The organism is Flavobacterium sp., from assembly GCF_032153895.1.
Lineage (GTDB): Bacteria > Bacteroidota > Bacteroidia > Flavobacteriales > Flavobacteriaceae > Flavobacterium.
Map to the genome: position 1 here is coordinate 1 of NZ_JALDYN010000004.1, position 16,542 is coordinate 16,542.

The window sequence follows — 16,542 nt, forward strand, 5'->3', positions numbered from 1 at the left end:
GAAAAAATTTACAAAGAAATTTTAAAAAACTAATCAGAATAGTTTGTGTATTAGGTTTCTTTTTTGTTACTTTGCACCCTGATTTTGAATAACGAATATAAAGATAAGTATAATGTCAAGAGTTTGTGAACTTACAGGTAAGAGAGCAATGGTTGGAAACAATGTTTCTCACGCTATGAACAAAACTAAAAGAAAATTTAGTGTTAACTTAGTAAAGAAACGTTTCTACATTCCTGAAGAAGACAGATGGGTAACTTTAAGAATTTCTACATCTGCATTGAAAACTATTAACAAAAACGGTATTGCTGCAGTTTTGAAAGAAGCTAAAGCTAACGGATTAGTAAAATAATTCGACACCTATTTAATATATATCAGAGATGGCAAAGAAAGGTAATAGAATCCAGGTTATTTTAGAATGTACTGAGCACAAAGCTTCTGGTGTTCCAGGAACTTCTCGTTACATTACTACGAAAAATAAAAAGAATACTCCAGACAGATTAGAGATTAAAAAATTTAATCCAATTTTGAAGAGAGTAACTGTTCATAAAGAAATTAAATAATTAGAGGTTTTTATTTTAATAAAAATTTCAAATACTTTTGAAAAATGGCAAAGAAAACCGTAGCAACGTTACAGACAGCTTCAAAAAGATTAACTAAAGCTATCAAGATGGTAAAATCACCTAAAACTGGTGCTTATACTTTCGTTGAGTCAGTTATGTCTCCTGAAGAAGTGGATGCATTCTTAAGCAAGAAATAATTCCGTTATACAAGATATAGGAAAGCTACTTTCGTTAGGAAGTAGCTTTTTTATTTTTATATTTTTTTCTTTAGCATTATTTAGCCTAAGGAAGAAAAGAACCTCATAAAAAATTTATATTTTTGAACTGAAATAAAAATTTATTTCGGTTTGTTGATTGTTTAGAAGCCAGTCGTTTGGGCTTTTTTTAGATGTAATTCCTGCTGTCCGCTATATCTTTTTAGGAGGCTTCGAGAGCCTCAGCCACCTAAAAAGGATGCCGCTTCCATCAGGGCTAGAGAAAACTATAGGCTTCTTTTAAACTTGTAAATACTAAGTCATACTTTAAAGAATGAGCTTTTTTAAAAAATTATTTTCTTCCGAAAAGAAGGAAACGTTAGATAAAGGTCTTGAGAAATCAAGTTCATCGTTTTTGTCAAAATTGACCAAGGCTGTTGCCGGAAAGTCCAAAGTTGATGATGATGTTCTCGATAATCTGGAAGAAGTTTTGGTTTCTTCCGATGTTGGGGTGAACACCACTTTGAAAATCATTGAGCGCATCGAAAAGCGTGTTTCCGAAGACAAATACTTAGGAACGGATGAATTGAATAAAATCCTTCGCGAAGAAATTGCTGGATTATTATCTGAAACCAATTCCGGAGAAGCCACTGAGTTTGAAATCCCGGCCAACAAAAAACCATACGTTATCATGGTAGTTGGTGTTAATGGTGTTGGAAAAACCACAACTATCGGGAAATTAGCCTATCAGTTCAAAAAAGCTGGCAAAAATGTCGTGCTTGGAGCAGCTGATACGTTCCGCGCCGCCGCTATCGACCAATTACAGATTTGGGCGGATCGAGTAGGCGTGCCAATCGTACGTCAGCAAATGGGAAGTGATCCGGCTTCCGTTGCTTTTGATACTTTGCAATCTGCCGTGGCACAAAACGCCGACGTGGTTATTATTGACACAGCCGGTCGTTTGCACAATAAAGTAGGTTTAATGAATGAGCTTACCAAAGTGAAACGTGTGATGCAAAAAGTAGTTGAAGATGCACCACATGATGTTTTATTAGTGTTAGATGGTTCAACTGGACAAAATGCCTTCGAACAAGCCAAGCAATTTACGGCTGCGACAGAAGTTTCCTGTTTAGCCGTAACCAAATTAGACGGAACCGCAAAAGGAGGAGTAGTAATAGGGATTTCAGATCAATTCCAGATTCCGGTGAAATATATCGGTGTTGGAGAAGGCATCGAAGATTTACAAGTATTCAATAAATACGAGTTTGTGGATTCCTTTTTTAAATAATAAAAATATCTTTTCAATATTACAAAAGCGCTATTCGTATAGCGCTTTTATTTTTTGCCAAAGTATGTCGTCGAAATCGGATAAAGCAAAATTGCTTCCATCGGCAGCATCACCCATGCGAATGATTACCATTTTTTTACTAGGAACGACATAAATCTTCTGATCGTTTTTCCCTAATGCACAATACATATCATTTGGAGCAGACGGAATTAAACTTCCTGAAAACTGAATTTGGGTTTGCGGCATATGATAGGATGTTTTTCCGTTCAACCACCACAAATAGCCATAAGCCAAATTGATGTTTTGTGAAGTTGTTGTCGCTTCCGTATGATAGCTGGAATTGATAATTTGTGTTCCGTTCCAGTTGCCGTTGTTTAGTGCTAATAAGCCAAAACGAGCCATACTTCTGGTGTTACTCCAATACACACTCAGATCACCATTTGGAATCCAAGCGCCATTCATTCCGATTTTATCTCTTAATTTGGTGTTGAAGTAATTGTTCCATGTCTGATTGGTAGCTTCGGCAACCACATCCTGCAATTTTACATAAGCGTTGTGATACGCCCATCTCGTTCCGGCATCAGCTACATATTGAAGGTTTGTTGGGGAAACATCGTCACCTAGACTATCATCTAAGCCAGATGTCATCGTTAAAAGATGTTTACTTGTAATAAGATTTTCTTTGGCGATTGTGGCACTTGTCCATCCATCACCTAAATAATCAGAAACGGGATTGTTGATGTTTAAATAGCCTTCCTGCTGTGCAATTCCTGTGGTTGTTGCGGTAAGTGTTTTTCCGGCACTGGCCCAATACCAATTGGATGAAGCGGTATGGCCGTTAAAATATTCTTCCAAAACAATTCTCCCATTGACCAAAATAATAAAGCCTTTGGTGTGTTTTTCTTCCAAATAGGACAATAGAGGAGTGACAGCTGTTCCATCCCATCCTAGTGAATTTATGGATTTTGTTTCCCATGTCGATCCGGTTAAGGGTGGAAAGTACATGGCTTCAGGATTGGGCTGCGGTGTTGTAATGGCATCTGATTCGGAACTGCAACCACAACAAATTCCGATAAAAAGTACAAGGGCTGGGAATAGCTTTTTCATGATGTGATTTTCTACTTTGACTTTAAAACTACAAAATAGTTTAACGGCAATTATTTTTTAAGAATGGATTTTCAGAGTACATTTGTGAGACTAATCTAGGAAGTAATTATGAAAAGAATCGCACTTGTTCTTTTACTGGCAATTTTGAGCGTAGGCTGTAAAAAAGAAATCAATGAGCAAGAATTGACAAAACTCAACGGTTATTGGGAAATTGAAAAAGCCGAATTGCCGGACGGAAGTCATAAAGATTACACTATAAATCCAACAGTAGATTTTTTTCAGATTAAGGATAAAAAAGGTTTCCGAAAAAAAGTCATGCCGCAGTTAGACGGTAAATACCTGATGAATGATTTAAGCGAAACAGTTGAAATTACTTCAGACAACGGTACAACCTTTCTTTCTTATAAAACACCATATGCGAAATGGAAAGAAGAACTTGTAGCGCTTTCAGACGACAAAATGGTGGTTAAAAACGAACAGGATATCGAATATTATTACAAACGCCCTCAAAAATTTTCTGTAAAATAATGGCAAAGCGTTTTAGCGATGAACAATCCATCAAACAAGTTTTAGGACAGTTTATTGATGATAATAAATTGCAATCCGGAATGGATAAAATCCATGTAGCAGAAGCGTGGAAGAATTTGATGGGGCCAGGAGTCAGTAATTATACAACCGAGATTTTGTTAAAAGGGACAACGCTTTATGTAGCGCTATCGTCGGCTGTTTTGAGGGAAGAATTGGCTTATGGTAAAGAAAAAATCATTCAAATGCTAAACGACGAATTGCGAAAAGATATCATCAAAGAGCTGGTTTTACGATAAATGTTAAATAATTTTTATTTATTCTAAATAAATTGGTTTTCTAAAAAGGCTTATTTAGTTTTGCAGTTCAAATTTGAAGTTAAAAAAATACTTCCTTTTGTTTTTAATTAAACAGAAGGATTTTTTTTTGAGCTATTTTAATTTTATAAATCAGATGAAAAAAAGAAACAAAAACATCAGAGCCATTCACCGCGAATTTGGATATTTTTATTTGGGATTAATCATTTCGTTTGCCTTTTCAGGGATTCTTATGAACCATAGAGATAGTTGGCATCCTGAAAAATATACCACACAAACAAAAGAGATTACTGTTCAATTGCCATCGGAAGATGCAATTAGTGAAAAATTTGCCGAAAATCTAGGGAAAGAGTTGGGCGTGGAAGACAAATTCCGTCGTCACAGTATCAAAAAAGGAGCTTTGCGAATTTCATATGAAAATACCGATGTTGAAATTGACTTAGAAAGCGGTAAAGGTGAAATAGTTTCCTTTTTAAAAACACCAATTATCAGCCAGACGATGAAATTGCATAAAAACACTTCGAATTGGTGGATATATTATTCCGATGTTTTTGGATTGTCGCTTATCACAATTGCTGTAACTGGAGCCATGATGATTACAGCCGGAAAGAATACGTTTAAACGAAGAGGCTGGAAATTAGCATTAGCAGGAATTATTTTCCCGTTAATTTTCTTGTTGTTTTTGGCTTAGTCAATTGATTGTATAAAAAAAACCGATTCACGTGAATCGGTTTTTTTTATTTATTATGATGTTCGGATTAGAACTGCTCTCTTCCTGCAAAGTGGAATGCACCTTCGATAGCTGCATTTTCATCACTGTCAGAACCGTGAACTGCATTTTCTCCGATAGAAGTTGCATATCTTTTACGGATAGTTCCCTCAGCTGCTTCAGCCGGGTTTGTAGCACCGATTAAAGTTCTGAAATCCTCAACAGCATTGTTTTTTTCTAAAATAGCAGCAACGATTGGACCTCTTGTCATGAATTCTACTAATTCTCCGAAGAAAGGTCTTTCACTGTGCACAGCGTAAAATTTTTGAGCATCCGCTACAGTTAATTGCGTCAATTTCATTGAAACAATTCTGAAACCAGCTTCAGTAATCATATTTAAAATTCCCCCGATGTTCCCTTTTTCAACCGCATCAGGCTTAATCATTGTAAATGTTCTGTTAGTTGCCATTTTCCTTAGTTTAAATTTCGCGCAAAATTAAGGCTTTCTTATTGAAAAACAAGTTACTTAACAGAAAATTATTTTACAGTTCTAACCAATCTGAATCCGAAAAATTCATTAGTCGTTTTAGGATTCCAGTTCAATTGGTTTTTTGCTGGATTTAAATAATCCAATTTACTGCTGTCCCAAGATCCTCCACGAACGCAACGTTTTTCACCACGGTCCGGTCCAGATGGATTGTTTCTTTTTTCTACTTTGTGATAAATAGGGCTGTAGTAGTCCCAACACCATTCCCAAACGTTTCCGCTCATGTCATAAAGACCAAGCTCGTTAGCTAATTTGGTTCCGATTTCTTTAGGTGCTTTTTCACTATTTGTTGCATACCAAGCAATTAGGTCTAAGTCGTTTCCGCCAGAATAAGAATATCCTTTTGAAGCATTTCCACCTTTTGCGGCAAATTCCCACTCAGCATCGGTTGGTAAACGGTATCCGTCAGCCGTGAAATCACAAATGTATTTGTCTCCTTTTTTAGTGTAAGCCGGTTTTAAGTTATTTACTTTACTTAACCAGTTACAATAGTCAATTGCTTGTACCCAAGTGATATTTGTAATCGGGAATTCATCTTTCCAACCCCAAACTGGTCTAGCTGGCATGTTGATTTTGTTTGCAGAGGTGTATGATTTCCAATCCGCAACGGTAACTTCATATTGCGCCATTTCGAATGAAGAAACGGTTACATCATAAACAATTTTCTTTTTGGTTTTAGCATCAACTGCATTTTCTTTTGGGGTCATTTTTACTGTTCCACCTTCTACCATAACCATTTTAGGTTTGGTGTTTGCAGCCTGATAGAATGAGAAAGAGCATAAAAAAAGTGCCAAAGCACTCAAACTAAGCATTACGTAATTTTTCTTCATGGAGATAATTTTAACGTTTTATTAATTTTATGTTGCGAAAATAACAATTTAAAGTTACCAACCTAATTTAAAACAAAAAATGTTAGACGAAACGCTTAAAAAAATCGACAAAATGCAATAATTTATATTTGATTATATATTATTGTAGGGGAATTATGCTAAAATCTGATGATAAAGGATTTAAGCTTCCATATAAAGTTGTAAATAAACTCTCTCCTTCCGTAAGAAAAAATTCTGAAAAGTTAGCTTTTCGTTCCTGAAGTGATTGATTTGGAAAGAGTTGCTCCTGAATTTCAATAATTCGTTTGAGCTGCTCCTGATGTTTTTTCTTCTCCGCTTTTAAGAGTCTTTTTTCAAGATTTTCCAATCCTTTGAGTTGTTTGGCTTCCTGTGCTTTTACTGCTCCTGAAAAGGAAGCGTCGGTTTTGGAAGCAATGTCGCGAAGTTTGTTGAATTGATTGGTTAAAAACTTTTTTTGTTCCGTGAAATCTAGGTTGAATTCGGATAGCTCTTTAGTCTTTTTGGAAATAAGATTGGATTGTTTTGAAAATAAATCAGCCCAACTTAAACCTAATTTATCAATTTTAGCCGCTTGTTTTTCGGAAACCAATAACACAGAATTTCGAACCAATACCATAGGGAAAGTAATCTCATATGCTTCAAAGTTGGATTTCAACTCCAGCCAATAAGCAATTTCGCCGCCGCCGCCGATGTAACATAAATTTGGTAAAATTACTTCCTGGTACAAAGGTCGTAAAATGACATTCGGGCTGAATTTCTCCGGATGATTATCAACTTCCTGTAAAAGTTCTGCTTCCGAAAATTGAAGCGTAGTGTTGTTTACCAGAAATTTTCCGTTTTCATAAACAATTCGTTCCCGCAAAGTATTTTCAATGTAAAACAAATTGATTTCACGAGGATTTACCTGAACAGCATAATCACCAAAATTAGTAACGGTTTCAGAAACGGTTTTAAACGATTTTTGCTCAAGCAACTCCTGTTTTATATAAGGAATGAAAAGTTTTTTCAAATCTGAATCATCACCATCAATAATAATCAAACCTTCATTTTTGAACAATTCATTAGCGATAAAACGAGTTGCATCAGCCAGGTTTTGATGTTCTAAATACGCTTTTTTGAAAAGATTCTTTAGGAAATCAGCATTTTGTCCAGGGCCAAGTTCTATTGAAAAAGCGTTGAAAACAGCTTCTAATCCTTCAGTGGAATATCGTCCAATCGGACCATTACTTTCGCGATTCCAAACAATTTTTTTGTCTTTGAACTGAAAATGATTGATTTCCTCAAAGTCATGATCTTCCGTAGCCATCCAATAAACTGGTACAAAATTAAAATCTGGATAAGATTTTTTTAGTTCTTTCGCCAGATTAATGGTGTTGATGATTTTGTATAAAAAGTACAACGGTCCGGTAAATAAATTCAGTTGATGTCCGGTCGTTATTGTAAACGTATTTGCTTCGTTTAAAAGTTCGATGTGACTTAGGGTAGAATCAGACATATCGAAATTCTGATACTGATTTTTTAAAGATGCGACCAGCGTTTTTCTATGTTCTGAAGGAAAATTGACGTTTTTCTCCGCAATCTGATCCTTGAAATTTTCGATGGAAGGAAACCGATGGTAAAACGACTGTACTTCAGGACTTTGATTCAAATAATCCACAATTAATTTTGAAAAATATCCCGAATTTTGATAACTGATACAGTCTGATGGCATAACGATTCTTTTCTTTCTGCTAAAGTAGCAAAAATAAAGGTAGGGAAAATCGGTTTAACAAAGGCTTAGGATTTTGATTTTTCGCGTTACTTTTGTAGTCAAATTGCAAGGCTTTGAAAAACATCTTCTTAATCACACCACCCTTCACCCAACTGAATACTCCGTATCCGGCAACAGCCTATTTAAAAGGCTTTCTGAATACGAAAAACATCAGCTCGTTTCAGATGGATTTGGGCATCGAAGTGATTTTAGAATTGTTTTCAAAAGAAGGTTTAATGAAAATTTTCAGAGAATCTGAAAGTTATAAAAGTGACTTTTCAGAGAACTCACAACGCATTTATGCACTTCAGAACGACTACATAAAAACCATTGATTCGGTTATCGCTTTTCTGCAAAGTAAAAATCCAACCTTGGCACGACAGATTTGTCTGGACGGTTTTCTGCCCGAAGCGTCCCGTTTTGCACAATTGGAAGACATGGATTGGGCGTTTGGTTCCATGGGATTGCAGGACAAAGCAAAGCATTTGGCTACGTTGTATTTAGAGGATTTATCCGATTTTATTGTCGAAAACATTGATGAAAATTTCGGTTTCAGCCGTTATGCGGAGCGATTGGGAAGAAGTGCGAATTCTTTTGATGAATTATACGATTATCTGCAATCGGAGCCAACTTATATAGACAAAATCACTCTTGAACTTTTAGAAGAAAGGCTGAAAGAAATCAATCCGAGATTAGTTTGTTTTTCCGTACCGTTTCCAGGGAATTTGTACAGTGCATTTCGATGTACTCAGTTTGTTAAAGCGAATTATCCTCAAATTAAAGTGTCGATGGGTGGCGGTTTTCCCAATACGGAATTACGCGACTTAAAAGATAAACGTGTTTTTGAGTTTTTCGATTTTATCACTTTAGACGATGGCGAATTACCGGTTGAATTGTTGAATTCGCATGTAAATAATCCGGAACATCACGAATATAAAAGAACCTTTCTTCTTGAAAATGAAGCAGTAATTTACAGAAACAATACGCTGCGTCACGATTACAAACAAAGCGAAGTCGGAACACCGGATTACACCGATTTGCTTTTAGAAAATTACATTTCGGTTATAGAAATTGCCAACCCGATGCACAGTTTATGGAGCGATGGTCGTTGGAACAAACTGACGATGGCGCACGGCTGTTATTGGGGAAAGTGTACGTTTTGTGATATTTCCCTCGATTATATCAAAGTTTACGAACCTATTCATGCCAAAACTTTGGTGGATAGGATGGAAGAACTTATTGCGCAAACCGGTCACAACGGATTCCATTTTGTAGATGAAGCTGCACCGCCGGCTTTGATGCGAGAAGTGGCTTTGGAAATTCTGCGAAGAAACTTGACTGTTACTTGGTGGACGAACATCCGTTTTGAAAAAAGTTTCACGGCTGATTTATGTGTTTTACTGAAAGCTTCCGGTTGTATTGCGGTTTCCGGAGGTTTGGAAGTTGCATCCGACCGATTGCTAGAGCTCATTAAAAAAGGTGTAACTGTAGAACAAGTAGCCAAAGTAACCCGAAATTTCACCGAAGCGGGAATTATGGTGCACGCCTATTTAATGTACGGTTATCCGACACAAACTATTCAGGAAACGGTTGATAGTTTAGAAATGGTGCGTCAGATGTTTGAATTAGGAATTTTGCAATCGGGATTTTGGCATCAGTTTGCCATGACAGCGCACAGTCCGGTTGGTCTGCATCCGGAAGAATTTGGTGTGATTCCGCAGTTAAATGAAATTACGTTTGCTAACAACGACATTCAGTTTAAGGACAAAACCGGAATCAATCATGAAAAATTCAGTTTCGGGTTGAAAAAATCGCTTTTCAATTACATGCACGGCATTTGTTTTGATTACCCGTTGCAGGATTGGTTCGATTTCAAGATTCCGAATACTAAGGTGAATTCAGACTTCATTTACAATTGTCTTCAAGACGAAAATCATCTGGAAACTAAGGCTAATGCGAAAATAGTCTGGTTGGGAGGAGTACCTTTTTCAGAAGTCTATACGAAATCAAAAAAAGGGAATTCCTGGGAAATGATGCGACTTTCTTTTCATACCAAATTAGATGCTTTTGAAATTAATTTGGAAGCCGATAAAGGAAAGTGGTTGTTTTCCATTTTGCAGAAAATAGAATCGTCTTCTGAGAAATGTTTAAGTTACAATCAAGTCAAAGCTGATTATGAAACTTTCGGATTGGAAGATTTTGAACTTTTCTGGTATTCTAAAAGCATCGAAAAACTCAGAAAGAACGGACTTTTAGTGCTTTAATCTAAAAATTAAAATTATTTGCTTAAAAATGTATTGTGGTTAGAGATAAGTTGTTAAATTTAGTAAAAGATTAAAAATCAATTTGCTATCTGAAAAACAACTACTTTGAAGCAATTATTTTTTAAGAAAAAAGTTTCTACCTTTTCGAAGGTTATTGCCTTGCTTTCTTCGGTAACAATAGGACTGCTCTTGTTAGTGTTATCGCTGTATTTCTATACAAGATATCAGGAAAAACAAATCTTCAAATCGAGTAAGGAACTGTATACGAATGAAATCAATTCGTTGTTAAAACTTAATTCAGAATCTTACGCTTCTGTAATCACGGATGTAACTTATTGGGATGAATTTGTCGATTTTACCAAGACAAAAAATTTAAAATGGTTCAACACTTCGGTAGCTAATATTTTAGATGCGTATAAAGTGGAATACTTGTGTGCCTATTCGGTTGATGGAGAGTTTATTACTAAGGTTTCCTCAAACAAAATTCAAACGAAAGAGTTTATTCCTAAAGAAGTTTTTTCAAAATTATATGAGAAACGTTTCGATCGTTTTTTTCTGAAAACACCGGAAGGAATTGTTGATGTTTATGCCGCAACGATTCATCCGTCTGACGATCCCTTTAAAAATAAAGCGAAGCCTTCCGGATACTTTTTTATGGCTCGTCTTTTAGATTCGGATTATTTCAACAATATTGAAGAAATCTGTAGCTCCAAAATTAAATTTTACACCGGAAAAGAAACAGCTGAAAAAACGGTATTTACCACTGTTCCGTTGCTCGATTATAAGGGTGAGGAAGTGTCGACTTTGTATTTCAAAAGGGCGTATGATATTGATTTTTCCATTACCAAAAGAATTTTACTGATAACCGCGTTAGCATTGATATTGTCGTGTCTGATTTACTTCTATTACGCGAACAAATGGTCCCGATTACCGATAAGTTTTATCAAAAAAATCTTAGTCAATCAAGACGAAAGCGCGATTAATTCTTTGAAAAATATTAAAGGAGAGTTTCGTTATATCGGTAAATTATTTGAAGAAAATAAAAAGAAAACCGAAGAACTCGCAATCGCCAAAAATAAAGCCGAAGAAAGCGATAAACTGAAATCGGCGTTTTTGATGAATTTGTCGCACGAGATTCGGACGCCGATGAATGCAATCATTGGTTTTTCGGATTTACTGTCCAATACGAAGCTAAGTGAGAAAGAACAGCAGGATTATATTCGGATAATTCAGCAAAGCGGCAAAAGCCTCATTGCGATTATTGATGACTTAGTGGAAATGTCTAAGATTGATTCCCAACTTATTAAGCCGAATTTATCTTCAGTTAATTTAAATCAGTTAGTTCAGGAAGTATACGATTCGTACAAAATTATTCAGAAACCAAAAGTCACTTTTAAATATGTTGGTCCGGAGCAGCCTATTAAAGCCAATGTGATTACTGACAGTACGAAGTTGAGAGAAATTCTAACGAATCTTATTGATAATGCGTTTAAGTTCACAGACGAAGGTTACATCCTTTTGGAATTTATGGTCAATGAGAAGGCTAAAAAAATTGAATTTCAGGTAAAAGATTCTGGGATTGGGATTGAAGAAAAATTTCAGAAAAAGATTTTTCAGCGTTTCAGTAAATTGAATTTCAAAGGAATTTCCGCTAACGAAGGGTTAGGTTTGGGATTAGCAATTTCCAAAGCATATCTGGAAATGTTAGGTGGAGATATTAGCTTCCAGTCGCAGGTTGGAGTTGGTACCGCATTTACGTTTACTGTTCCTTTGGAATATGATTCAGACAAAATTGTAGTTGAGAAAGAAGCAAAATCAATCCAAATTACAACTGATTTAGGCAATGAAAAACTGATTTTGGTTGCCGAAGACGATAACATCAATTTTATTCTGATTGAACGAATTCTTAAAATGATAGGTTTTAATGTTTTAAGAGCAAAAGATGGTGTGGAAGCTGTTCAGTTTTTCAAAGAAAACAGTGAAATTGACTTAATTTTTATGGATATTAAAATGCCGAATATGGACGGATATGAGGCTTTTGAAGCGATTAGAAAGTTCAATTCAGGAATACCGATAATTGCACACACTTCATATTCTTTTCCGGAAGAAATTCAGAAAATAAAGGACATAGGTTTTACAGATTATATTTCAAAACCACTGAGTAAAGAAGCAGTTGTAAGTATGGTGAATAAGTACTTTGCTTAAAAACAAAATCCGGCTTAGCCGGATTTTCCCCAAATTCAAATTACTACTAAATCTATGTGGCGTGTATTCCTTTACGCAAGTAAAGTTTCTTTTTCAAGCATAATAACTAACTTTTTTAAATCGTCGTTTGTAATGTCGTATTGGTCGTTTTCCAGTAAAAACTCTTGATATTCAAGCATTTTTCGGTATTTTGATAAGGCGTTTTTGCTCTTGTTTTCTAAATCAAAAAAGCGGTATTCACGCCATAAATTCATTTTTTCAATCATGAAAGTCATGTATTGATTGTGCAGATATCCGTTAGCTCCAAAACCTTCAAAGGCAATTGCGCTAAGATTTAATGTGTTTTTTTCGCTTTCCGAAAGTTTTTTAATGCAGTTGTTTATACGACGGTACATGTTGAGAATTTGCGTTGTTTCTTCGCAAACTTCTAATGGTACTTCTTCTGTACTTACATCAAATACTTCATAATACTGCTCCGTAAAACCACTTTCTAAAATTTCGATTTTAGTTTCATACTCCGGATTGTCGCTTTCCAGTTTGGAAAGAATGCGGTACTGATTGGTCAAGATCTGACGTTCAATAATGGATAAACTTTCTGGTATCATAGCCTTTCTAATTTGATAGAGCAATATTATTGACAACAAAAAAAAGACTGTTGCGGAAAATCCTCAACAAATGTTAAAATAAAGTTTCCGATTAATTACTTAAATTTACGACCGAGAAAAACTAACCAAATGAGTGCAAACTATAAAATTACGGTAAATAAGAATGTTACTGTTGATGTGTCAGAAGCAGATGCGGCTTCTTTTGACGCTTTGTCACTGGGAAATTCGAAGTACCATGTGCTGAAAGAAAGTGTCCCGTACAATGCTGAAATCATTGATGCAGATTTCAACGCCAAAAAATACACAGTTCGAATCAATAACACTGATTATGTGGTTGATATCGCCAATCCGTTAGACCAATTGATCAAAGAAATGGGATTTGCTGTTGGAGCCACCAAACAAGTAAATTCCATCAAAGCACCAATGCCGGGACTTATTCTGGAAATTAACGTGGAAGTTGGTCAGGAAGTAAAAGAAAACGACCCAATCCTAATCTTGGGAGCGATGAAAATGGAAAACAGTTTTCTTTCGCCAAGAGACGGAGTTATCAAAGCTATTGCTGTTTCGAAAGATCAAGCTGTAGATAAAGGTCAATTGTTAATCGAATTCGAATAATCATGAAGAAAATATTAGTAGCCAACCGTGGGGAAATTGCCCTACGTGTCATGAAAACGGCTCGTAAAATGGGAATCAAAACGGTAGCGGTTTATTCGGTTGCCGACAGAAATGCACCTCACGTTAAATTTGCCGATGAAGCCGTTTGTATCGGGGAAGCACCATCAAATCAGTCTTATTTATTAGGCGATAAAATCATCGAAGTCGCTAAATCACTTAATGTAGACGGAATCCACCCGGGTTACGGTTTCTTAAGTGAAAATGCCGATTTCGCAGAATTAGCAGAAAAGAATAACATCACCTTCATCGGACCAAAATCCAAAGCGATTCACATCATGGGAAGCAAATTAGCAGCGAAAGATGCTGTTAAAGCTTATGATATTCCAATGGTTCCCGGTGTAGATAAAGCCATTACCGATATTGAAGAAGCGAAACAAGTAGCCAAGCAAATCGGTTTTCCTATTTTGATTAAAGCTTCTGCCGGTGGTGGTGGAAAAGGAATGCGCGTTGTAGAAAACGAAGCCGAATTTGAATCGCAAATGAATCGTGCCATCAGTGAGGCGGTTTCTGCTTTCGGAGACGGTTCGGTTTTTATTGAAAAATATGTGGGTTCGCCGCGTCACATCGAAATTCAGGTGATGGCTGACAGCCACGGAAATATTTTGTACTTGTTTGAAAGAGAATGTTCAATCCAGCGTCGTCACCAGAAGGTGGTTGAAGAAGCGCCTTCAGCAGTTCTAACTCCGGAAATTCGTAAAGCCATGGGAGAAGCTGCTGTGAAAGTGGCACAATCGTGTGATTATTTAGGAGCCGGAACGGTAGAATTCCTTTTGGATGAAAACAAAAACTTCTATTTCCTTGAGATGAATACGCGTTTGCAGGTAGAACATCCTGTAACCGAAATGATTACCGGTATGGATTTGGTGGAAATGCAAATTCGTGTGGCTCGTGGCGAAGCGTTAAGCATCAAACAGGAAGATTTAAAAATCAACGGTCATGCGATGGAATTGCGTGTGTACTGTGAAGATCCGCTAAACGATTTCCTTCCGAATGTGGGAACTTTGGATGTTTATCAAGTGCCACAGGGAGAAGGTATTCGTGTGGACGACGGTTTCGAAGAAGGAATGGAAGTGCCGATTTATTACGATCCGATGTTGTCAAAACTAATCACTTACGGAAAAACCCGCGAAGAATCCATCCAAAAAATGATTGAAGCGATTCAGGCGTATAAGATTGAAGGCGTTCATACGACGTTACCATTCGGAACTTTCGTAATGGAACACGAAGCGTTTAGAAGCGGTAATTTTGATACCCATTTCGTGAAAAAATATTACGACAGCGAAGTTTTGAAAGCGCAAATGGACAAAGAAGCTGAAGTAGCAGCTTATGTAGCTTTGAAACAATATTTAGAAGATCAGAAAATCTTACGCTTACCAACACAGTTATAATCATGGAAACCAATAAATTCGACATATTAAATAAGAAAATAGCCGAATCCAAATTAGGAGGCGGTGAAAAAAGAATTGCAACCCAGCACGCCAAAAAGAAATTAACGGCTCGTGAGCGCATCGAGTACTTCTTTGACGAAGGTTCGTTTGAAGAAATCGGCGCTTTTGTAACCCACCGTACGAAAGATTTTGGTATGGACAAAGAACATTATCTAGGCGATGGTGTAATCACAGGTTACGGAACAGTTAACGGTCGTTTAGTGTATGCCTTTGCTCAGGATTTTACCGTTTTTGGTGGTGCATTGTCCGAAACACACGCGGAGAAAATCTGCAAAGTGATGGACATGGCTTTGAAAGTGGGTGCGCCAATGATTGGGTTAAATGATTCTGGTGGAGCTCGTATTCAGGAAGGTGTTCGTTCGTTGGGAGGTTATGCGGATATTTTCTTCAGAAATGTTCAGGCTTCTGGAGTGATTCCACAAATTTCTGCAATTATGGGGCCTTGTGCCGGTGGAGCAGTTTATTCTCCGGCGATGACCGATTTTACCATGATGGTGGAAAATACTTCGTATATGTTCGTAACCGGGCCAAACGTTGCAAAAACAGTTACCAATGAAGAAGTAACTTCGGAAGAATTAGGAGGCGCTTCAACACATTCATCTAAATCGGGAGTTGCTCATACTACTTCTGCCAATGATGTAGAATGTTTGGAAGATGTAAAACGTTTGTTGAGCTATCTTCCGCAAAACAATACAGAAGTTGTAGAAGATTTACCATACGAATTAGGTTCTGAACTTCGCGACCAATTGAATTCGATTGTTCCGGATAATCCGAACAAACCTTACGATATGCACGATGTGGTTAATGCCATTATCGATGAGGAAAGTTTCTTCGAAATCCATAAAAACTGGGCGGAAAACATCATTGTAGGTTTTGCCCGAATCGGAGGAAAAAGCGTTGGAGTAGTAGCAAACAACCCAATGTTTCTTGCCGGATGTTTAGACGTAAACAGTTCGATTAAAGCGGCACGTTTTACCCGTTTTTGTGATGCGTTCAACATTCCTTTGCTAGTTTTAGTTGATGTACCAGGTTTCTTACCGGGAACTGACCAAGAGTGGAACGGAATTATCGTTCACGGAGCAAAATTATTGTACGCTTTATCCGAAGCAACCGTTCCGAAAGTGACTGTAATTACACGAAAAGCTTACGGTGGTGCTTACGACGTAATGAACTCGAAACACATCGGAGCAGACATGAACTTTGCATGGCCGGGAGCGGAAATCGCGGTTATGGGAGCGAAAGGTGCATCGGAAATCATCTTCAAAAAAGAAATTGCAGAAGCCTCTGATCCAGCAGCTAAATTGTTGGAAAAGGAAACCGAATACGCTGAAAAATTTGCAAATCCGTATAGAGCAGCACAACGAGGATTCATTGATGAGGTGATTTTCCCACAAGACACGCGCAGAAAGTTAATCAAAGCCTTCAAAATGTTAGAGAATAAAGTCGTGGACACGCCAAAACGTAAACACGGAAATATTCCTTTATAAAATTAAAAAA

The 16,542-nt window shown here is 36.8% G+C and carries 17 protein-coding genes; 12 read left to right on the forward strand and 5 right to left on the reverse strand.

What is annotated here, in order from left to right:
• The first annotated feature begins 112 nt into the window (after positions 1–112).
• From rpmB to ftsY, 4 genes are all read left to right on the forward strand, one after another.
• Positions 113–349: a 50S ribosomal protein L28 gene (gene rpmB, locus RUH60_RS02745; RefSeq protein WP_026981159.1), complete on the forward strand. Its 237-nt coding sequence runs from the start codon at positions 113–115 to the stop codon at positions 347–349.
• A 28-nt stretch (positions 350–377) separates the two neighbouring features.
• Positions 378–560 (forward strand): 50S ribosomal protein L33, encoded by a 183-nt coding sequence (rpmG, locus tag RUH60_RS02750; RefSeq protein WP_026981158.1) that lies wholly within the window; start codon positions 378–380, stop codon positions 558–560.
• Between the two features lie 44 nt (positions 561–604).
• On the forward strand, positions 605–757 hold the full coding sequence (locus RUH60_RS02755; RefSeq protein ID WP_023570098.1) for a DUF4295 domain-containing protein: 153 nt from the start codon (positions 605–607) through the stop codon (positions 755–757).
• A 331-nt stretch (positions 758–1,088) separates the two neighbouring features.
• Positions 1,089–2,042 (forward strand): signal recognition particle-docking protein FtsY, encoded by a 954-nt coding sequence (gene ftsY / locus RUH60_RS02760; RefSeq protein WP_313805074.1) that lies wholly within the window; start codon positions 1,089–1,091, stop codon positions 2,040–2,042.
• A 30-nt stretch (positions 2,043–2,072) separates the two neighbouring features.
• Here ftsY and RUH60_RS02765 read toward each other — a convergent pair whose 3' ends face one another.
• Entirely contained in the window at positions 2,073–3,149 is a 1,077-nt protein-coding gene (locus RUH60_RS02765) for a serine hydrolase (protein WP_313805077.1), read from the reverse strand.
• Between the two features lie 108 nt (positions 3,150–3,257).
• Between RUH60_RS02765 and RUH60_RS02770 the strand changes: the two genes are divergently transcribed.
• From RUH60_RS02770 to RUH60_RS02780, 3 genes are all read left to right on the forward strand, one after another.
• Positions 3,258–3,677 (forward strand): hypothetical protein, encoded by a 420-nt coding sequence (locus RUH60_RS02770; protein WP_313805080.1) that lies wholly within the window; start codon positions 3,258–3,260, stop codon positions 3,675–3,677.
• Positions 3,677–3,973, forward strand: a complete 297-nt coding sequence (locus RUH60_RS02775) for a DUF721 domain-containing protein (RefSeq protein ID WP_313805083.1) — start codon at positions 3,677–3,679, stop codon at positions 3,971–3,973. The genes RUH60_RS02770 and RUH60_RS02775 overlap by 1 nt, the downstream gene beginning before the upstream one ends.
• Positions 3,974–4,127: 154 nt before the next feature.
• Positions 4,128–4,682: a PepSY-associated TM helix domain-containing protein gene (locus RUH60_RS02780; RefSeq protein WP_313805086.1), complete on the forward strand. Its 555-nt coding sequence runs from the start codon at positions 4,128–4,130 to the stop codon at positions 4,680–4,682.
• Positions 4,683–4,749: 67 nt separating this feature from the next.
• On the opposite strand, the gene RUH60_RS02785 is transcribed toward RUH60_RS02780, so the two are convergent.
• From RUH60_RS02785 to bshC, 3 genes are all read right to left on the reverse strand, one after another.
• On the reverse strand, positions 4,750–5,169 hold the full coding sequence (locus RUH60_RS02785; RefSeq protein WP_313805089.1) for a nucleoside-diphosphate kinase: 420 nt from the start codon (positions 5,167–5,169) through the stop codon (positions 4,750–4,752).
• Positions 5,170–5,237: 68 nt separating this feature from the next.
• On the reverse strand, positions 5,238–6,077 hold the full coding sequence (locus tag RUH60_RS02790; RefSeq protein WP_313805091.1) for an SUMF1/EgtB/PvdO family nonheme iron enzyme: 840 nt from the start codon (positions 6,075–6,077) through the stop codon (positions 5,238–5,240).
• A 139-nt stretch (positions 6,078–6,216) separates the two neighbouring features.
• Positions 6,217–7,809 carry a bacillithiol biosynthesis cysteine-adding enzyme BshC gene (bshC, locus tag RUH60_RS02795; RefSeq protein WP_313805094.1) on the reverse strand — a complete coding sequence of 531 codons (1,593 nt, stop codon included), beginning with the start codon at positions 7,807–7,809 and terminating at the stop codon, positions 6,217–6,219.
• Positions 7,810–7,922: 113 nt separating this feature from the next.
• On the opposite strand from bshC, the gene RUH60_RS02800 reads away from it, so the two are divergent.
• Positions 7,923–10,112 carry a B12-binding domain-containing radical SAM protein gene (locus tag RUH60_RS02800; protein ID WP_313805097.1) on the forward strand — a complete coding sequence of 730 codons (2,190 nt, stop codon included), beginning with the start codon at positions 7,923–7,925 and terminating at the stop codon, positions 10,110–10,112.
• A gap of 105 nt (positions 10,113–10,217) precedes the next feature.
• Positions 10,218–12,317, forward strand: coding sequence for a response regulator (locus RUH60_RS02805; RefSeq protein WP_313805100.1), 2,100 nt, complete (start codon positions 10,218–10,220; stop codon positions 12,315–12,317).
• Between the two features lie 71 nt (positions 12,318–12,388).
• Here RUH60_RS02805 and RUH60_RS02810 read toward each other — a convergent pair whose 3' ends face one another.
• A complete protein-coding gene (locus RUH60_RS02810; RefSeq protein WP_313805103.1) occupies positions 12,389–12,922 on the reverse strand; it encodes a YfbU family protein in 534 nt (177 codons plus the stop codon).
• A gap of 129 nt (positions 12,923–13,051) precedes the next feature.
• On the opposite strand from RUH60_RS02810, the gene RUH60_RS02815 reads away from it, so the two are divergent.
• Genes RUH60_RS02815 through RUH60_RS02825 form a run of 3 tightly spaced genes read left to right on the forward strand, consistent with a single transcriptional unit; the run spans position 13,052 to position 16,532 of the window.
• Positions 13,052–13,537 (forward strand): acetyl-CoA carboxylase biotin carboxyl carrier protein subunit, encoded by a 486-nt coding sequence (locus tag RUH60_RS02815; RefSeq protein WP_313805106.1) that lies wholly within the window; start codon positions 13,052–13,054, stop codon positions 13,535–13,537.
• Positions 13,538–13,539: 2 nt separating this feature from the next.
• The gene (gene accC / locus RUH60_RS02820; protein WP_313805109.1) at positions 13,540–14,985 is read left to right on the forward strand and encodes an acetyl-CoA carboxylase biotin carboxylase subunit; all 1,446 of its coding nucleotides are present in this window, start codon (positions 13,540–13,542) and stop codon (positions 14,983–14,985) included.
• A 2-nt stretch (positions 14,986–14,987) separates the two neighbouring features.
• Complete coding sequence (locus RUH60_RS02825; RefSeq protein WP_313805112.1) at positions 14,988–16,532, forward strand: acyl-CoA carboxylase subunit beta; 1,545 nt, start codon at positions 14,988–14,990, stop codon at positions 16,530–16,532.
• Positions 16,533–16,542: the final 10 nt, after the last annotated feature.

Bases quoted from the DNA above. Each gene is read 5' to 3' on its own strand.
- rpmB (WP_026981159.1), top strand. From the start codon at position 113: ATGTCAAGAGTTTGTGAACTTACAGGTAAGAGAGCAATGGTTGGAAAC.
- rpmG (WP_026981158.1), top strand. From the start codon at position 378: ATGGCAAAGAAAGGTAATAGAATCCAGGTTATTTTAGAATGTACTGAG.
- RUH60_RS02755 (WP_023570098.1), top strand. From the start codon at position 605: ATGGCAAAGAAAACCGTAGCAACGTTACAGACAGCTTCAAAAAGATTA.
- ftsY (WP_313805074.1), top strand. From the start codon at position 1,089: ATGAGCTTTTTTAAAAAATTATTTTCTTCCGAAAAGAAGGAAACGTTA.
- RUH60_RS02765 (WP_313805077.1), bottom strand. From the start codon at position 3,149: ATGAAAAAGCTATTCCCAGCCCTTGTACTTTTTATCGGAATTTGTTGT.
- RUH60_RS02770 (WP_313805080.1), top strand. From the start codon at position 3,258: ATGAAAAGAATCGCACTTGTTCTTTTACTGGCAATTTTGAGCGTAGGC.
- RUH60_RS02775 (WP_313805083.1), top strand. From the start codon at position 3,677: ATGGCAAAGCGTTTTAGCGATGAACAATCCATCAAACAAGTTTTAGGA.
- RUH60_RS02780 (WP_313805086.1), top strand. From the start codon at position 4,128: ATGAAAAAAAGAAACAAAAACATCAGAGCCATTCACCGCGAATTTGGA.
- RUH60_RS02785 (WP_313805089.1), bottom strand. From the start codon at position 5,169: ATGGCAACTAACAGAACATTTACAATGATTAAGCCTGATGCGGTTGAA.
- RUH60_RS02790 (WP_313805091.1), bottom strand. From the start codon at position 6,077: ATGAAGAAAAATTACGTAATGCTTAGTTTGAGTGCTTTGGCACTTTTT.
- bshC (WP_313805094.1), bottom strand. From the start codon at position 7,809: ATGCCATCAGACTGTATCAGTTATCAAAATTCGGGATATTTTTCAAAA.
- RUH60_RS02810 (WP_313805103.1), bottom strand. From the start codon at position 12,922: ATGATACCAGAAAGTTTATCCATTATTGAACGTCAGATCTTGACCAAT.
- RUH60_RS02815 (WP_313805106.1), top strand. From the start codon at position 13,052: ATGAGTGCAAACTATAAAATTACGGTAAATAAGAATGTTACTGTTGAT.
- accC (WP_313805109.1), top strand. From the start codon at position 13,540: ATGAAGAAAATATTAGTAGCCAACCGTGGGGAAATTGCCCTACGTGTC.
- RUH60_RS02825 (WP_313805112.1), top strand. From the start codon at position 14,988: ATGGAAACCAATAAATTCGACATATTAAATAAGAAAATAGCCGAATCC.